A 16,010-nucleotide genomic window follows, 5' to 3' on the forward strand; every position below is an offset into this window, starting at 1 on the left:
AGCTTTTAGCTATATGGTACTTATTAGTTATGAATCAACATTGCCTAGTTTGAGCCAATTTAGACAATTTTTAATAACTATTCTTTGCAATCATCAGGGTTTTGGGCATTTCTCTGATGAGGTATCAGCTTCCCTTTTAGGCAATGAATAACTAGAATATCGCTCCTAAATAAATATTTTTTTAACTGTCTTAACTGTCCTTGTATTCTTATTTAGAGTCTGAGATGTTAAGAACTGATTTATTTTGAATAGTATAGTCTTTAGGTTGATAGTTTATGAGTTCTGAAATTTTAGATACTTGCATCTCACAGCAAGTGAGTAGTGTTGTAGTTGTTCAGGAGCCAGAAAGAATTTGTGATACAGATCATGGCTATGTTCGAGGCTGGGGTGTAACTGAAGAAACTGTTGGATCGAAGCACCTTAGTATGGCTCACGGCATAATTCCTCCAGGAGCAGGTGCAACCCCACACTACCATCCTTTTGAGACTGCGATATACATTATTACGGGAACGTGCAGAGTTTTGCTAGGTGTTGAGAATGATACATTTGTAGATATAAAAGCAGGCGATTTTCTCTATATTAAAACTGGTGTCGTGCATTGTCCGGTTAATTGCGGGCAGGAAGTGATGGAATATATCGTTGCCCGAAGTTCGCCACAAGAAATTTGTCTTTATCCTGACCAAAAATGTTGAAGCTGAATATTATCACTTTACATCTTTTAGGGAATGAAACAGCCCTGCCCTTGTAGAGGGGGGAAATAAGAAATCTTGTTCCCTCCCCAATGGATCTACCGTGTACACAGAAGTCTTGAAATCCCACCTAAAACTTGGTTTCGTTTCCCTAGCCCTAAAATAAGGGGGAGAAATTGAGTTTCCAGTTGCCCAAAAGTGGGGTATTAATGGGGCTAAAAGGTTTAAAACCCTTGCGGACTATACTTGTGTGTACACCTTAGCCCCAATGGATTGGGGAGGGTTAGGGTGGAGTAAAACTGACGCTAAAAACCAAGTGAGTAAGCTATTTCTGGCGTACTCATGTGTTATTTCGGCGTTCGCATTTGTTACTTTGGCGATCGCATTTGTTGCTTTGGCGTTCGCATTTGTTGCTTTGGCGATCGCATTTGTTACTTTTGCGATCGCATTTGTTAATTCGGCGTTCGCATTTGTTGATTCGGCGATCGCATTTGTTGATTCGGCGTTCGCATTTGCTGCTTTTGCGATCGCATTTGTTGCTTTGGCGATCGCATTTGTTACTTTTGCGTTCGCATTTGTTACTTTTGCGATCGCATTTGTTACTTTTGCGTTCGCATTTGTTGCTTTGGCGAACTCATTTGTTACTTTTGAATTCGCATTTGTCACTTTTGCGTTCGCATTTGTTATTTCGGCGTATTTTAGCCAATAGGCGCTACTTCTGCATATTCCGCTTCATTTGCTCTAACTCATCCTGAGTTTCCCAGCTACGGAACTTCTCTTCTAAGTCATCAAAACCACTAGAAAAAGTGCTAGTTTTATTTGACCAGCCAATGGTTTCCGAACGCTGCTGGGTTTGCGCTTTAGCACGGGCTGTCTGTGCTTCGGCTGCTTTAGCTTGCACTTCCTGCCGCCGTTGCTGAATTTTTTTCAGTAATTCTTGAGATTGGTTAATGCGTTCTTTCAGCCCTTGCATGTGTCCCCAGCGCTGATTTCCTTCGCGCAACAGGGCTGCTTCTCGCTCGCCCGCTGCTGCCGCCAAATCCTCTCTATTAGCGTTTTTGGCTTTTTGAATGCGGATATGCCAACGCTGAATTTCTTGCGCGGTGGAGAGAATTTCTTCTTCCGATCGCTTCTCTTGTAATCTTAAATCTGCGATTAGCTTTAATGTGTCTTCTTCTTGCTCACGCAGCTGTTCTAGCAGCGCCTCTAACTCCAAATGTGGATTGTTACGCAAGAATTCTTCTAAACGGTTTTCTAAAAACCGACTCAAATCATCAAATAAGCCCACTGCTAGAACTCCAGAGATCGGGTGCGTGCCTATTTTATTGTAGTGGTCAGATGGACTTCTGGGTGTTAGTTAGATTTCAAAGTTGGGAAGAATGTATTTAGTGAAACTACGCAAATAACCCTGACTTACAAAATAAGGCTTTAATCAGTATGAGTTCTGACTTTCAACCACCACCTAAGAGCTTGTCCATACTAGCTACTGTAGGAGGAGTCGTTACCGCTGCGATCGCGATCGCACTTTTAAATGGTTGGTCTAAGCAGCTTTCCAATACTTCTATAAAAAAACCTGAAATATCAACATCCCCAACTGCTTCCCAACCAGAGAAGCCCCAAAACCCTGTCTTTAGTGCAGAACAAGCTGAAATAGTTGCTAGCCTTGATGCTAAATCCGTAGTTTTGCCAGGTCAACCGATTCCTAAGAATCAATTAACAGTAGCCATAATTCCATACGTTGCTCCTGGAGTTGGAAAACTAACCCCAGAAGAAATGACAACGGCCCGTCAAGCTTGGTCATACTTCCAGCGTAACTGGAACGATGAAACTGGCTTGATTAGTTCTGTTGATGGCTTTGCTGCTGTAAGTATGTGGGATCAGGCAGCAGCGATCGCCGCCTTAGTCAGTGCTAGAGAACTCAATATCGTGCCTGCGGCTGAATTTGAAGCCAAAATGAGCAAAATGTTGAATACACTGGCGTCAATGCCTTTGTATAAAGGAGAACTACCCAACAAAGTTTACAATGCGAAAACTCTCGTACCTGTTAATTATGGTCAACTAGAAAAACGGGAAGAAATTGGCTGGTCAGCCATTGATTTGGGGAGAATGGCAATCTGGTTGAAGATTGTCGAAGCAAAGTATCCAGAAATGCGATCGCAAACAGCAGCAGTTTGGAAACACTGGCAAGTCAAGCGTCTGACCGCAAACGGTCAAATGTATGGTACTGCTGTCATCAAAGGCAAAGAACAATACAATCAAGAAGGTCGCTTGGGCTATGAGAATTATGCTGCTTATGGTTTGAAGCTTTGGGGCTTGAATGTTAATCAAGCTTTAGATTATCAGTCCCATACTGCCTTTGTCGATCTTTACGGACAGGGAATTCCTTACGACAAACGAGACTATAAAAACTCTGGAGCCAATAACTACGTTCTTAGCGAACCCTATATCTTGGATGGTATCGAAACTGGGTTTCAAGCTTTGCCTAAAGCTTATGCCGATCGGATTTTAGCTGCTCAAGCAGCGCGTTATGAAGCGACAAAACAATTAACTGCCGTCACCGAAGATAACTTAGATCGCGCGCCATACTTTGTTTACAGCAGCTTATTTGTCAATGGAGAACCTTGGGCAACCATCGCGGATACCAGAGAACAGCACAACGATTTGCGATTCCTCAGTGCCAAAGCTGCGATCGGCTGGCATGTGCTTTATAACACTACTTATACCCGTCAGTTATTTGATTTCGTTCAAGGCAATCTTAAGTCTCAAGAAGGCTGGTACAACGGCTTTTATGAGTCTTTGCGTCAGCCGAATAAAACTCTCACCGCTAACAATAATGGTGTAATTCTGGAAAGCTTACTGTATAAGCAAGTTGGGCAGCCACTTACTGTTTGGGCAGGAGTCAAGAGCCATAAGTTAACCGAGAAGACTATAAAAAGACCATAAGTTAAGTTATTTCATGTCCGCGATCGCCCTCCTCAATCCTCTATTTGCTACAGTGTGTAGACGGGTATTGCCCACTCAAAATAAATCGCATAAAAAAACCCCTAGCATTTCTACTAGGGGTGAGAAATAATACCATTTCACTTGATGTTTGTCTGAGATGACCCTGTTTATGCCTCTGCTCTAGGCAAGAGGCTGGAGTGTTTCTCAAATATTACAGTAAAAAGCGATCGGGTATAAAATTAGCCAACATTTGCCAAGAGCAATTCTCGTTTTTCTGATTTTTTAACTCTCACTTGAGAGTCATCATCAACATCGATGAGAGCTGTGTCTCCATCTGTAATTTCACCAGACAGCATTGCTTCGGCGAGAGAATCTTCTAGGAGGCGCATAATTGCCCGGCGTAATGGCCTAGCGCCGTAGCTGGGGTTATAACCCTCTTGTACCACAAGCTCTTTGAAGCGATCGCTAACTTCTAAGATAATTCCCTTTTCTGTCAAGCGGCTAGCAACATCGCGAAGCATAATTTCGGCGATTTGCTTAACTTCATCCTTGGAAAGCTGGGTGAAGACGATAATCTCATCGAGACGGTTCAGGAACTCTGGACGGAAGTAAGCTTTCAATTCTTCATTTACCAAGGTGCGGATGCGGTTATAACTAGCGTCGGCTTGAGTGTCGAAGTCAAAGCCTAAGCCACTACCACCTTTTTCAATCACCTTGGAACCGATGTTAGAAGTCAAAATGATCAGCGTATTCTTGAAGTCCACTTTCCGACCTTTGGCATCGGTAAGATGGCCGTCATCCAAGAGTTGCAGCAGCATATTGAATACATCGGGGTGTGCTTTTTCGATTTCGTCGAATAGCAGCACTGAGTATGGTTTCCGCCGCACGGCTTCTGTAAGTTGTCCGCCTTCGTCGTATCCGACATAACCAGGAGGCGAACCAATTAGCTTGGCGACGGTGTGGCTTTCCATGTATTCGGACATATCTAGCCGAATCATCGAATCTTCCGCACCAAAGAAGTAGGCAGCTAGTGCCTTCGCCAATTCTGTTTTACCAACTCCAGTAGGACCAGAGAAGATAAAGCTAGCAATGGGACGATTGGGATTTTTCAAGCCAACGCGGGCGCGACGGATACCGCGAGACACTGCCGTAACTGCTTGCTCTTGACCGATGAGCCGCTGATGCAGAGTGTCTTCTAGATGTAGGAGCAACTCTGACTCAGATTCAGTCAGCTTGTTGACTGGTACGCCAGTCCAAGAGGCAACGATTTGAGCAATGTCTTCTTCGTCAACTACAGTTGAGTTGACAGGTTGCTCGTTTGGTGTAAACGTTGCTTGCAGTTGTTCTGCGAGTTTTAACTCTTGGTCGCGCAGTTCTGTAGCTTTGTCAAAATCTTGGACTCTGACTGCTGCTTCTTTTTCTTTGGTAACGCCAGCGAGTTCCCGCTTAAGTTCTTTATTGGGAGAACTTTGGGAGTTCCGCAGACGAACGCGAGAACCAGCTTCATCAATCAAGTCAATTGCCTTATCGGGCAAGAAGCGATCGCTAATATAGCGGTCTGATAATTCTGCTGCTGCTACAAGTGCTGAATCCAAAATTGTGACTTTGTGGTGCTGTTCGTAAGCACCGCGCAAGCCGTAGAGAATTTGTACGGTTTCCTCTACTGAGGGTTCCCCGACCTTAATCGGTTGGAAACGACGCTCTAGGGCGGCATCGCGCTCAATATGCTTCCGATACTCATCGAGGGTAGTTGCGCCGATGCACTGGAGTTCACCCCGTGCTAAGGCAGGTTTCAGGATGTTGGCTGCATCCAAGCCACCTTCTGTACCACCAGCGCCAACCAAGGTGTGAATTTCGTCAATCACCAAGATGATATTGCCGACAGTGCGAACTTCTTCCACAACTTTTTTGATGCGTTCTTCAAAATCGCCACGGAAGCGAGTTCCAGCTACCAATGACCCCATATCGAGGCTGATAACTTGTTTGTCTTGCAAACTTTCAGGAACATCCTGGTTGATAATTCGTTGAGCTAGACCTTCGGCGATCGCAGTTTTACCAACTCCTGGTTCCCCAATCAACACTGGGTTATTCTTAGTCCGGCGACCGAGAATTTGGATTGCCCGCTCAATTTCCTTCTGGCGACCAACTACGGGGTCGAGTCTGCCTTCTTGGGCTAATTTGGTCAAATTTCTGCCAAATTCTTCCATTGTTAGCGGTTGGGTGCGCTTTTGATTACCACTACCAGCAAAAGCCGGTGCATTTTCACCCAAACGGCGAACTATGGCACTGCGGACACTCTTGAAGTCAACACCTAGATTTTGCAGTACTTTGGCGGCGACACCTTCACCAGCCTCGGTTAATCCTAAGAGTAAGTGTTCAGTGTTAATGTAATTCTGTCCCAAACTATGAGCTTCTTTAAACGATTGCTCGAAGAGGCTTTTTACTTTAGGAGTAAAAGGAATTTCTGGTGGTACAAAGCCAGAACCCCTACCAATAATTTTTTCTACCTCGCGACGTGCATCTTTGAGGGTAACGCCTAATTCAGCTAGCACTTTAGCAGCAACCCCAGTTCCTTCTCCCATTAAACCCAGGAGAATTTGCTCAGTTCCTACGAAGTTATGTCCCAGGCGACGTGCTTCCTCCTGAGCTAACATAATTACTCTAATGGCTTCGGAAGTGAAGTGTTCAAACATAATGGGTTATTGCTCCCTCGCTGCTTGGACTTTGGGTGAGATAAAATTCACCCTCATCTAAAGTTTTTTGTATTTTCTTAAGGACTAATGTAACTTTATTTAAAGTTAAGTGGCAGTGGTGAGAGCCGTAAGACATCAGGTGTACTTGCCGTCTACTAAAAGTGTTGAGTAGAGTACGGAGAAAGTCAGAAGTGGCAAAGTTGACAGTTAAACTTTCGGTATTTGACAATTTTCTTTTGTCTGTTCTGTTTTCCACTGTCAGCTAAACTTAAAATTCAGGACTTAGCACTCTAAACTCAGGACTGACAATGACTGAAGCAACGGCCGGTAAAGATCAACAACATCCACTTTATAACCGCGATCGCCCCCTTATTGATATTTTACTCGCTCAAGAGGCGACAGACTATAACTTAGCAGAATTGGCTAGACTGCGAATGCGCTATCAAGGGTTTCCAGGGGCGAGAGACATCCAAAAAGACCTAGATAAAGTCTTGCAACAGTGGGGTTTGAGCGAGACCGAGCTTTTTGAGAAAACTCGTCAAATTCACGATTTGGGTGGAATTTACAAAAGCCGTGGCAAGAAAGATGAACAGGATTGGAATTAGTTATCAAGGAAGGCAGGAGGCAGAGGGCAGGAGGCAGGAGGAAAATTGCCCAGCTATTGAGCGACTTGCCCTGAGCGTAGTCGTTTGCGATCGCTACCTTGTTTCCAGAACGAGACGAGTTTAGACAAGTCTTCTTGGAAATAGTCTAAATCGATTGTGGCGATCGCTTCCTCAATTTCTGCTCCTGCGATCGGGAAAGTTTTGCCAATAAAGCTTGATATCTGCCAGAGAATCGTAAAACTTGAAATATGTTAGGAATTTGTTTTGGCAAAAGTATTACATTTCTGAGGATCGCCCGTTTGGATACCTTGTTTAAACCAACGAACCCTTTGGGCGGAACTACCATGTGTAAAAGATTCTGGCACAGCATAGCCTTTAGCTTGTTTTTGCAAGCGGTCATCTCCAATACTGCTAGCTGCGTTCAATGCTTCTTCAATATCACCTGTTTCCAGAATTTGCCGTGAGCGTTGAGCATGATTTGCCCAAACGCCTGCAAAACAGTCTGCTTGTAATTCTAATCGCACAGAAAGCTGATTTGCTTGCGTCTGACTCACTTGGTTCTGCAAGGTTTGAACTTGCTGCGAAATCCCCAGTAGATTTTGGACATGATGTCCAATTTCATGAGCAATCACGTATGCTTGAGCAAAATCTCCCGGTGCCTGATATCGAGTCTTCAAATCGCGGTAAAAACTCAAGTCAATATACACCTTTTGATCGCGCGGACAATAAAACGGCCCAACTGCTGAACGTGCAAATCCACAAGCAGACTCTACCGCTCCTGAGTAAAGAACTAACTTTGGTTCTACATAAGTTTTTCCGTCTTGCCGAAACTGCTCACTCCATGTATCTTCTGTATCAGCCAGTACAACAGATACAAAATCCGCCATTCGATCTTGAGTTTGAGATCCTGTTGTTTGAGGTGACTCAGGTATCGGGCTATCAGTTGGCGGGGAATCTTGTTGCCAAAGGGCACTGGGATCGCCACCCAATAGTAAAACCACTAGCGATATGAGTACTGCTCCTACGCCCCCACCCACGACAGGAGCGGAAATCTTCATCCCACGCCGATCTTCAACATTTGTACTCCGACGACCTATTTGCCAACGCATAATTACTGCTTACCAAACTCATAAAGAAATACGGCTTGAACTAGGTAGGATGAAATCTACACAAGCCTTTTAGCTATACAAATTAATATTACTTATTCTATGTATCGATCTCTTCTGCCTACGGACAAACAATAAATAAAGGACAGTCAGCCTTTAGAAAGGTTTTGTTAAACAGGTTGTCCATCAAATCACACAGAATTCCCGGACTCGTTATAAAAAACACCACAGTTAGGACGGAAGCGGAATTTCAAAGACGTAATTTGCATTCCATGACCAAGCTGTGAGAATTTAAAATATCAACACAGGGGAATGTTGTTATGTCTGCGTTGGATATACACATGTAGTTAAGGCTGTTCCGTGCCACTCACTAATAATAATTCTGCATCAGTTAGAGGTTTTTCCATCTTGGTGTATTTACTTTTTGACTCGCACCGTTGAGGCTGTTACTGCCTACCTAATGAGCGAGAGAATGTATTTTATTACTAAGGATAGTTTTGAATTGAACCAACTCGTATTTAATATAACAAGTACTGAAGAATCAACTTTGTCAGTGATTAATCTTTCCCCTGCGACCAAGGAGTAATTATGGTTTTAAGTCAATATCAACGTGCTGTAGGCGTATTTACTCATCGGATAGATGCAGAACGGGCAATACATGAGTTGAGAGATTCTGGCTTGGCGATGGAGAAAGTATCTGTAGTTGTACAAAATTCAGATCGCAATCATGAGATTACTGGTAATGAAGTTAAAGAGGACACTAATGATAAAGCTGACGAAGGTGCAACAGTAGGAGGACTTTCAGGGGGCGCTGTTGGTGGGTTAACTGGTTTATTAGTGGGTCTTGGGACTTTAGCAATCCCTGGAGTTGGCCCAATAATGCTGGCTGGGGCAGCGGCAACTGCTTTGGTTACAACCCTTGTTGGGGCGAGTATTGGTGCTGCCACTGGGACTTTTGCTGGTGCATTAGTTGGTTGGGGAATGTCGTCAGAGCAAGCTAGAGCATATAACGAGCGAGTAGAGGACGGACACTATTTAATAATCGTGGATTGTACATCTTTTGAAATTGCTAAAGTACAAGAAATACTACAGCGTTGGGGTATTGAAGAGTTTGGTATTTACGAGCATCTCAACAGTGAATCTGAAACTACAAATTCTCTGACCACAACGACTTCTGCTAGTGCAATTCCTAATAAAAGTGGGATGATGTCTAAGTATAGTGTTAGTTGCTTTAATAGCATAGATAATGCTGAAGCGGCAATTAAGGATATGTGTATCGCAGGTTTTTCAGTAAACCAGATTTCCTTGATTTGTAAAGACTTTTCTCAATTGGTTGTGCCAACAGGCATTAATTTAAGTGAACGCTTTGACGCTATGAGGTTAGGAATAGCAGATGAGTGGGCACGCTTTTATAACGAGCAAATAGAGCAAGGCAATTACATACTTATTGTTAGCGGCACAGATCGCGAGCAAGATATAGCTAGGTCTATTCTGGGTAATTATGGGGTGCAAGAGTCTCAAATTTATGATCCAATGTTAATTCGCTCTTAAAAGCGGGTGCTGTCATGAATGGGAGCAAACTTATTTAAGTTTTGGCAGATACAGCAGAATTCAGAATGGGTTACGCCCCGCTGCGCTAACAGGATTAAAATACGCTTTATATCTGGGTAACAGATTTAGCTTGTGTACCTCGCCAACTTGAAATCTGCTGTATCACTAAGCAATGGGTTTTGCAGCCTGAAAACTCTACTATGCAGACAATCGACACCTTTCAAGGTTATACCGAGTGGTGTCGATGAGCTTCAACACATTCACCTGACAGTAAAATACCTTACTTAAAATTCTCAACAGTTTGGCTTTGCTCAGGGTCAGCAGTGAGCGAAGCTGAAGGGTCAACCTGTATAGCCTCTTTCTCCGTCTCCAGTTGCTCCCGTTGCTTGCCATACTCCCGCAGCTGCTTCAAAAGGTTTTCTTGGGATGAGTTTGGGATAGACGGACTGGGACTTGGTTGAAGGTCGGTGTCGGTACTTGCAAAATTAGCCGCTGAGGGATTAATTTCGTAGACTGATAGCGATTTGTCATTAAACATCGCCTGTTGGGTTGGTGCTGGGGTAGGAATTAGATTCTTTGGTTTGCTCACAGCAGCTTTTACCGAATCTAGAGTAGTAGCAACCTGCACTTGTTGCTGCATCTGTTGTGTAGAAGATACTAAACCACTTAAACCATTCACCAATTGCCGCAGATTTTTACGGAAATTAGGATCGCCTGTCAATTCATCTAAATCAGATGTAATTTTTTGGGTATTTTCAAAGGTTACTCGTGCTGAATCTAAAGTTTGTTGCAGCAACACCGCATTTTTTGGATCGTTTAAGGTTTTAGAAGCATCGCGTAAATTAGCTGAGGCTTGGGCTGCATTTGCTGAAAGCGTTTCTAAATTATTGAGTAATTCTCCTTGAGTCAATCGATTGACAGACGGTGATAAGCTACTGACTGTAACACGCAATTGGTTGCTGGTTTCGGTGATATTATTCAACGCACCAACCAGCGTCGAACGATTTGTTGTCAACAAATTATCCAGGTTGTTTAGCAACCGATTTGCTTGAGTTGCAGTTGCACCGAATTTATTTACTGTTTGATTTGCAGATGCATTAAGTTGGTTTGTCGCCCGTTGCACTGAATTAGCCGTAGCGGAAAAGGTATTAAGTTGTAGTTGTAGGCTTTTGGTCAAACCTTGTAAATCCTGACTTAGCTCACTAAAACTGGATGCTGCGCCTGTGGTAGTTTCTAGAACCCTATTGACATTTCTATAAAATTTTGGATCGTTGTATGCACCAGCTAGCTCAGTTGAACTGCGAATTAGTTGATCGACACTGATGCCAACCTGACCTTTTAAGCGCGAGCCATTACAGACTATGAGACTGGTATCGCAACTTTTATCTAGGGGTTTAGCAGTCACAACCCCAGCAGGCAAAGTTGCTTTTGGTGTGATGTCGATAATACTTTCGCTAATTAATCCGCTTTGATTAGCTTCCACTACTACATTACGGGGGATAATGAGGTCAGTTTGGGCAATTTCAATCTCTACATCAATGGCATTTGGGCCTGGTCGAACATGGGAAATAGTTCCTACCTTAACGCCACGATAGCGAACTGCTGCTCCCTTTTGCATTCCGCCAGCGTTAGCAAATTCTACAATAATTTTGTATGAACGGCCAGCAGCGGTGAATCTATTTAACCACAGAAAGAGTAATCCAAATACCCCTAGTCCTAGCAGGAGTAATAACCCCACAGAACCTTCTCTAAATGTTCGCCCAGACGCGAAGCGACTTGTCATAAGACCTCGCATTTTTTTGCCTCCACCAACAACCAATAACCAATTAGGAGTTAAAAGTTAGGAGTTAGTAGTTAAATTTAACTCTTTACTCCTGGCTTTTAAGTTTCTAGCCGGCGACTTTAATCGGGCCTTGAACACTTCCACTGATAAATTGTCTGATCAAGGGATGTTCTGTGTTGTATATTTCACTAACTGTACCTTGCCACTGCACTTTACCTTCATAGAGAAATATAAGTCTATCAGATGTACGGCGGATAGTGCTGTCCTGGTGGGTAACAACGGCGTATGTACTACAAACTCCATGTAAACATTGCAAGTGGCGGATTAAATCTTCGATGACTGTTGAGGCAATGGGATCGAGTCCAGCCGTTGGTTCGTCGTATAGTAGAACTTCTGGCCCTTCATTGGGATTATCAGGGTTAGACATAACCGCACGGGCAAAACTTACCCGTTTGCGCATTCCCCCGGAAAGTTCGGCTGGGTAGAGGTGGCCTATTGCTGGTAAACCTACCATCTCCAACTTTTCTTCTACCAAATCTCGGATGCGCGATCGCGACAGCTTTGAATTTTGATAAAGTAAAAATCCCACATTTTCCTCTACTGTCAGCGAATCAAATAGCGCCGCCTGCTGAAACACCATACCAATGCCAACCTGCTGGCCGCCATCCTCAATCAAACCCTCTCGCCGCACTCCTTGCACATAAATTTCTCCTTCATCAGGACTAAGTAACCCCGCTATTACTCGTAAGATAGTTGATTTCCCAGTCCCTGATGGCCCAATAATTCCCAGTGCTTCTCCCCGGTAAACGGTCAAGTCTACATTATCTAGAACTTTATGGCTACCAAAGGACTTAGAAACACCTTTCAGTTCAATCAATGGTTCAGTCATTAGTTATTAGTCACTTGTACTGAGCGCAGCCGAAGTATTGATCGCTGGTCATCGATCATTAGTCAGTAGAAAATAAATAAATGACTACTGAGAACTAACAATGGACAAATATGCCCAATAGTGATTTCATACTTATTAGTAGGAAATTATTGTATAGTATATTATAAGTAGACAATTAGCATTCTGATTAGCAAACTTTATTTTTTTAGCATAATATTTAGTTATTTGCGATGTTTAACGTCTCAAAATACGCTCAACCCAAGGCTGACGAAGACACCGTAGTAATTAAACATCTCAGTGGTGTGAAAATAATATTCCAGTTTTATGTAGACATAAGCAAAGTCATTTAATAGTATTACTATACTACTTAAAGTTATAACTAATTCAGAGAAAAGTTACAGCCAAAAAAGCTAATTAAGTAGGTTGATACAAGATATAAAAATCCGGTTTAAGTTGTAAAAATCAAAAAATTCAGACTTCCAAATTTTATGTAAGCCAAAAATCGGTTTTTCATAAATGATTAATTATAAAGGTTAATAGCATTATCTGCCAATCTGAGAATTGGCAAAGTCAAAAATTATTTACTAGTATTGTAAAAATTACTGTTAAAAATCAAAGTAGAAATTATGAGTAGCCAATTAGAGCAGTTTGCAAGTGATAATTCTTCTGGTATTTGTCCTGAAGCAGTGGAATATATGATTAGGGCAAATCAAGGTAGTGTTCCAGCTTATGGAAATGATGAATGGACTCAAAAAGCAGCAGATTATTTTCGGGAACTCTTTGAAATTGATTGTGAAGTATTTTTTACCTTTAACGGTACAGCCGCAAATTCTTTATCTTTAGCTGCTCTTTGCCAGTCATATCACAGTGTCATTTGCCATGAAACATCTCACATAGAAACAGATGAATGTGGCGCACCTGAATTTGCATCTAATGGCTCTAAACTGCTACTTGCTCACGGTAAAAATGGCAAATTAACATCAGAGTCTATAGAGTCAATTGTCACCAGACGTACTGACATTCATTATCCCAAACCTAAAGTTATTAGCATTACGCAATCAACTGAATTAGGAACTTTATATTCTATTGAAGAACTTTTAAGTATTAAAGAAGTTGCAAACAAATATAACTTAAAGATTCACATGGATGGCGCTCGTTTTGCAAATGCAGTTGCCGCTATGAATAAAAGCCCTGCTGAAATTACTTGGAAAAGTGGAGTGGATGTATTGTGTTTTTGTGGTACCAAGAATGGAATGGCATTAGGTGAAGCCATTCTTTTCTTCAATAAAGCGCTAGCAGAAGATTTTGATTATCGATGCAAGCAAGCAGGCCAGCTAGCTTCAAAAATGCGATTTATTTCGGCTCCTTGGTTGGGTTTATTAGAAACTGGTGCTTGGTTAAAAAATGCCAGACATGCCAATCAATGTGCTGAATACTTAGAAAATCAACTATTAAATATAGAAGGTGTTGACTTGATGTTTCCTAGAGAAGCCAATGCCGTATTTGTAAAATTACCTGAAGAAGTCATTCACAGCTTAAAAGCCAAAAACTGGCAGTTTTATACATTTATTGGTGTGGGAGGAGTACGTTTTATGTGTTCTTGGAACACTACTAAATCAAGGATTGATGAGTTGATTGATGATATTAAAAACGCAGCAAAGTAATCGATTTTACCCACTTATATTATGTCCGCATAAACAATTAGTTATGATTACCACAGTAATTGCACCCCATCTCTTAATATGTCAGCACTTACTTGGTATGTAACTTCAATAATTTTGATTGTTGCCACAAACCCAAATGCTTATTTTTAGCATTAGCTTCTGCAATTAAAAATTGGGTTTTGCTCTCATAGCAATTTTGTAAAGATTCTTGGTCAACGACGGCATTACCTGACTCTACCAAAAGTAGATTTACTGACCGATTATCTACAAACACTTCACCCGCTGGACGACCACTTTTAATTTGTTCTGTGCTTCTAATCACAACAGGAGTTTGAGGTGGTAATAGCTGTTTTAGCCTTTGTGTTGCTGCTAAACCATAGCGCTTGTCAGTTGCCTCTGGTGCGTTAATACACGCTAACTTGACTATAGTTGTTTGTCCTGTATTATCTTTAACCAAAATTGTGTTACCATCTGTAACACCAACTACTGTACCTAACACCAACATTAGTTGAAGTAATTCCATCATTTTATATGTAATATTTTATGCACACATAGAATTTTATTTCGGTGCTTAGGTTACTAGTGTGATTTAGCTCACAAGTTGCAAATAAAAATAATAAATATTATCATTGCCAAAACTTGGTGTTTATATCAATTAAAATTTCATTTAAGAACTACAGGTAATTGAACACTCACAGTAGTTCCTGTCAAGAGGTCAGAAGAGATTAACAGTTCCCCATTATGAGCATTGACGATGCTTTTGGTAATAGCAAGTCCTAGCCCAGTGCCACAAGGTTTTGTAGAGAAGAATGGCTGAAAAAGTTTGGTGATAACTTCTGATGGAATTGGCTCACCGCTATTGTGGACATTAATACAAACTTTATCTATATTGGAACAATTTACTTTCAATTTAATGATATCTTCTGCTGCAACTGCTTCGCAAGCATTGCGAACAATGTTGATAAATACTTGTTTAAGTTTGTCCTTATCTCCCAATATTTTTACCGTAGGCAATGCCGGAATAAATTCAATTTGTCGTTCTAGAGCTTCTGGCATTTCACGAATGCATACAAGCAACTCATGAATAAATTCATTCACGTTCAATTCACAAAGTTGTAACACTTGAGGTTTGGCATAGAGCAAAATTTCACTTAATAGACGTTCTAAACGACTAGCTTCGCTCAGTGCCAATCCTAATCGTTCTTGAGCAGATTCAGTTAAAATGGTTTTTCGGAAATATTTCAATCCCATGAGCATTGTAGTCAAAGGATTACGAATTTCATGCACAATCATCGCAGCAAATTCACCAATTGCTACCAGTCTTTCTTGTTCTAAAAGCTTTGCTTGGGCTGCTTGTAATTCTGCGGTACGTTTTTCTACCTCAGCTTCTAGAATATGATTAAATTTGCACTGTTGTTGATAGAGATGATAGTTTTCAATTGCTGTTGCAGCTCGTTCAGCAAACAATTCCACAATCTGGATGTCTTCTTTTGTAAAATCACGTGGTAGACGATTAAAAGAACAGATAGTACCAATCACTTCACTTTCAGCAGTCCGCAATGGTATCCCTAAATATGCACAATAACCTTCTGGAGCCTGTCCATATTCTGGGTGTTTTTGAGCATCTTTTATTGCTAATGATTCACCCATTTTGATAACAGTACCAGTTAGTAAACCATGTAATGAATAAATATGTTCGCCTTCGCCCATTTCAAGGCTACTGGCTAGAACAGTTTCAAAGCCCTCTTGGCAAAAGGTAACAACCGTCCAGTCAACTCCAATGAGTTCGCTGACTCCGCAAGCAATGTTGTGTAAATAACTACCCAGTTCGCCAGTTCGATAGTTCAAAGAAGATAAACGTGATATTATTTGCCGCTCACGATGCCAAGTTTGCTTGTGCAACAAAATTTCGTCATCACTGGTTTTGCTCATGGATGCCTATTGCATGGGTTTTGCAGCCTGTTTCCGCAAGCTTGGTTTGGGTAGCCGCGATTTTAATCGTTGAAATACAAGATGTGAGTTGATAGAAAGATTTTACTAGAGACAACTCCTATTTGCATACAACGGGAGTGGAGAGTGGGGAGTAA

Annotated in this window: 14 protein-coding genes; 5 read left to right on the forward strand and 9 right to left on the reverse strand. The window is 41.8% G+C overall.

What is annotated here, in order from left to right; genetic code table 11:
* Positions 1-275 precede the first annotated feature (275 nt).
* Positions 276-692 (forward strand): cupin domain-containing protein, encoded by a 417-nt coding sequence (locus V7K84_RS07505; RefSeq protein WP_162400179.1) that lies wholly within the window; start codon positions 276-278, stop codon positions 690-692.
* A gap of 237 nt (positions 693-929) precedes the next feature.
* Here the strand turns inward: V7K84_RS07505 and V7K84_RS07510 are convergent, their stop codons facing one another.
* Both V7K84_RS07510 and V7K84_RS07515 read right to left on the reverse strand, forming a co-directional pair.
* Positions 930-1,355 carry a hypothetical protein gene (locus tag V7K84_RS07510; RefSeq protein WP_334837175.1) on the reverse strand — a complete coding sequence of 142 codons (426 nt, stop codon included), beginning with the start codon at positions 1,353-1,355 and terminating at the stop codon, positions 930-932.
* A gap of 46 nt (positions 1,356-1,401) precedes the next feature.
* Positions 1,402-1,977, reverse strand: a complete 576-nt coding sequence (locus V7K84_RS07515; protein WP_334837176.1) for a TIGR04376 family protein — start codon at positions 1,975-1,977, stop codon at positions 1,402-1,404.
* Between the two features lie 149 nt (positions 1,978-2,126).
* Here V7K84_RS07515 and V7K84_RS07520 point away from each other — a divergent pair, with 149 nt between their 5' ends.
* Complete coding sequence (locus tag V7K84_RS07520) at positions 2,127-3,632, forward strand: DUF3131 domain-containing protein (RefSeq protein WP_334837177.1); 1,506 nt, start codon at positions 2,127-2,129, stop codon at positions 3,630-3,632.
* A gap of 239 nt (positions 3,633-3,871) precedes the next feature.
* Here V7K84_RS07520 and V7K84_RS07525 read toward each other — a convergent pair whose 3' ends face one another.
* Positions 3,872-6,325, reverse strand: coding sequence for an ATP-dependent Clp protease ATP-binding subunit (locus V7K84_RS07525; protein WP_334837178.1), 2,454 nt, complete (start codon positions 6,323-6,325; stop codon positions 3,872-3,874).
* On the reverse strand, positions 6,318-6,554 hold the full coding sequence (locus V7K84_RS07530) for a hypothetical protein (RefSeq protein ID WP_334837179.1): 237 nt from the start codon (positions 6,552-6,554) through the stop codon (positions 6,318-6,320). The genes V7K84_RS07525 and V7K84_RS07530 overlap by 8 nt, the downstream gene beginning before the upstream one ends.
* A 79-nt stretch (positions 6,555-6,633) precedes the next feature.
* On the opposite strand from V7K84_RS07530, the gene V7K84_RS07535 reads away from it, so the two are divergent.
* Positions 6,634-6,930, forward strand: coding sequence for a DUF3288 family protein (locus tag V7K84_RS07535; RefSeq protein ID WP_334837180.1), 297 nt, complete (start codon positions 6,634-6,636; stop codon positions 6,928-6,930).
* Positions 6,931-7,181: 251 nt separating this feature from the next.
* Here the strand turns inward: V7K84_RS07535 and ypfJ are convergent, their stop codons facing one another.
* Positions 7,182-8,039: a KPN_02809 family neutral zinc metallopeptidase gene (gene ypfJ / locus V7K84_RS07540; protein ID WP_334837181.1), complete on the reverse strand. Its 858-nt coding sequence runs from the start codon at positions 8,037-8,039 to the stop codon at positions 7,182-7,184.
* A gap of 585 nt (positions 8,040-8,624) precedes the next feature.
* Here ypfJ and V7K84_RS07545 point away from each other — a divergent pair.
* Positions 8,625-9,587, forward strand: a complete 963-nt coding sequence (locus tag V7K84_RS07545) for a general stress protein (protein WP_334837182.1) — start codon at positions 8,625-8,627, stop codon at positions 9,585-9,587.
* A gap of 280 nt (positions 9,588-9,867) precedes the next feature.
* On the opposite strand, the gene V7K84_RS07550 is transcribed toward V7K84_RS07545, so the two are convergent.
* Positions 9,868-11,382, reverse strand: coding sequence for an MlaD family protein (locus V7K84_RS07550; protein ID WP_334837183.1), 1,515 nt, complete (start codon positions 11,380-11,382; stop codon positions 9,868-9,870).
* Positions 11,383-11,476: 94 nt separating this feature from the next.
* On the reverse strand, positions 11,477-12,259 hold the full coding sequence (locus V7K84_RS07555; RefSeq protein ID WP_334837184.1) for an ABC transporter ATP-binding protein: 783 nt from the start codon (positions 12,257-12,259) through the stop codon (positions 11,477-11,479).
* 626 nt (positions 12,260-12,885) lie between these two features.
* Between V7K84_RS07555 and V7K84_RS07560 the strand changes: the two genes are divergently transcribed.
* Positions 12,886-13,923, forward strand: coding sequence for a threonine aldolase family protein (locus V7K84_RS07560; protein WP_334837185.1), 1,038 nt, complete (start codon positions 12,886-12,888; stop codon positions 13,921-13,923).
* 88 nt (positions 13,924-14,011) lie between these two features.
* Here V7K84_RS07560 and V7K84_RS07565 read toward each other — a convergent pair whose 3' ends face one another.
* Together V7K84_RS07565 and V7K84_RS07570 are read right to left on the reverse strand one after the other, a co-directional pair.
* Entirely contained in the window at positions 14,012-14,449 is a 438-nt protein-coding gene (locus V7K84_RS07565; protein WP_334837186.1) for a thermonuclease family protein, read from the reverse strand.
* A 137-nt stretch (positions 14,450-14,586) separates the two neighbouring features.
* Positions 14,587-15,855, reverse strand: coding sequence for an ATP-binding protein (locus tag V7K84_RS07570; protein WP_334837187.1), 1,269 nt, complete (start codon positions 15,853-15,855; stop codon positions 14,587-14,589).
* Positions 15,856-16,010: the final 155 nt, after the last annotated feature.

The organism is Nostoc sp. (assembly GCF_036917315.1).
Lineage (GTDB): Bacteria > Cyanobacteriota > Cyanobacteriia > Cyanobacteriales > Nostocaceae > Nostoc.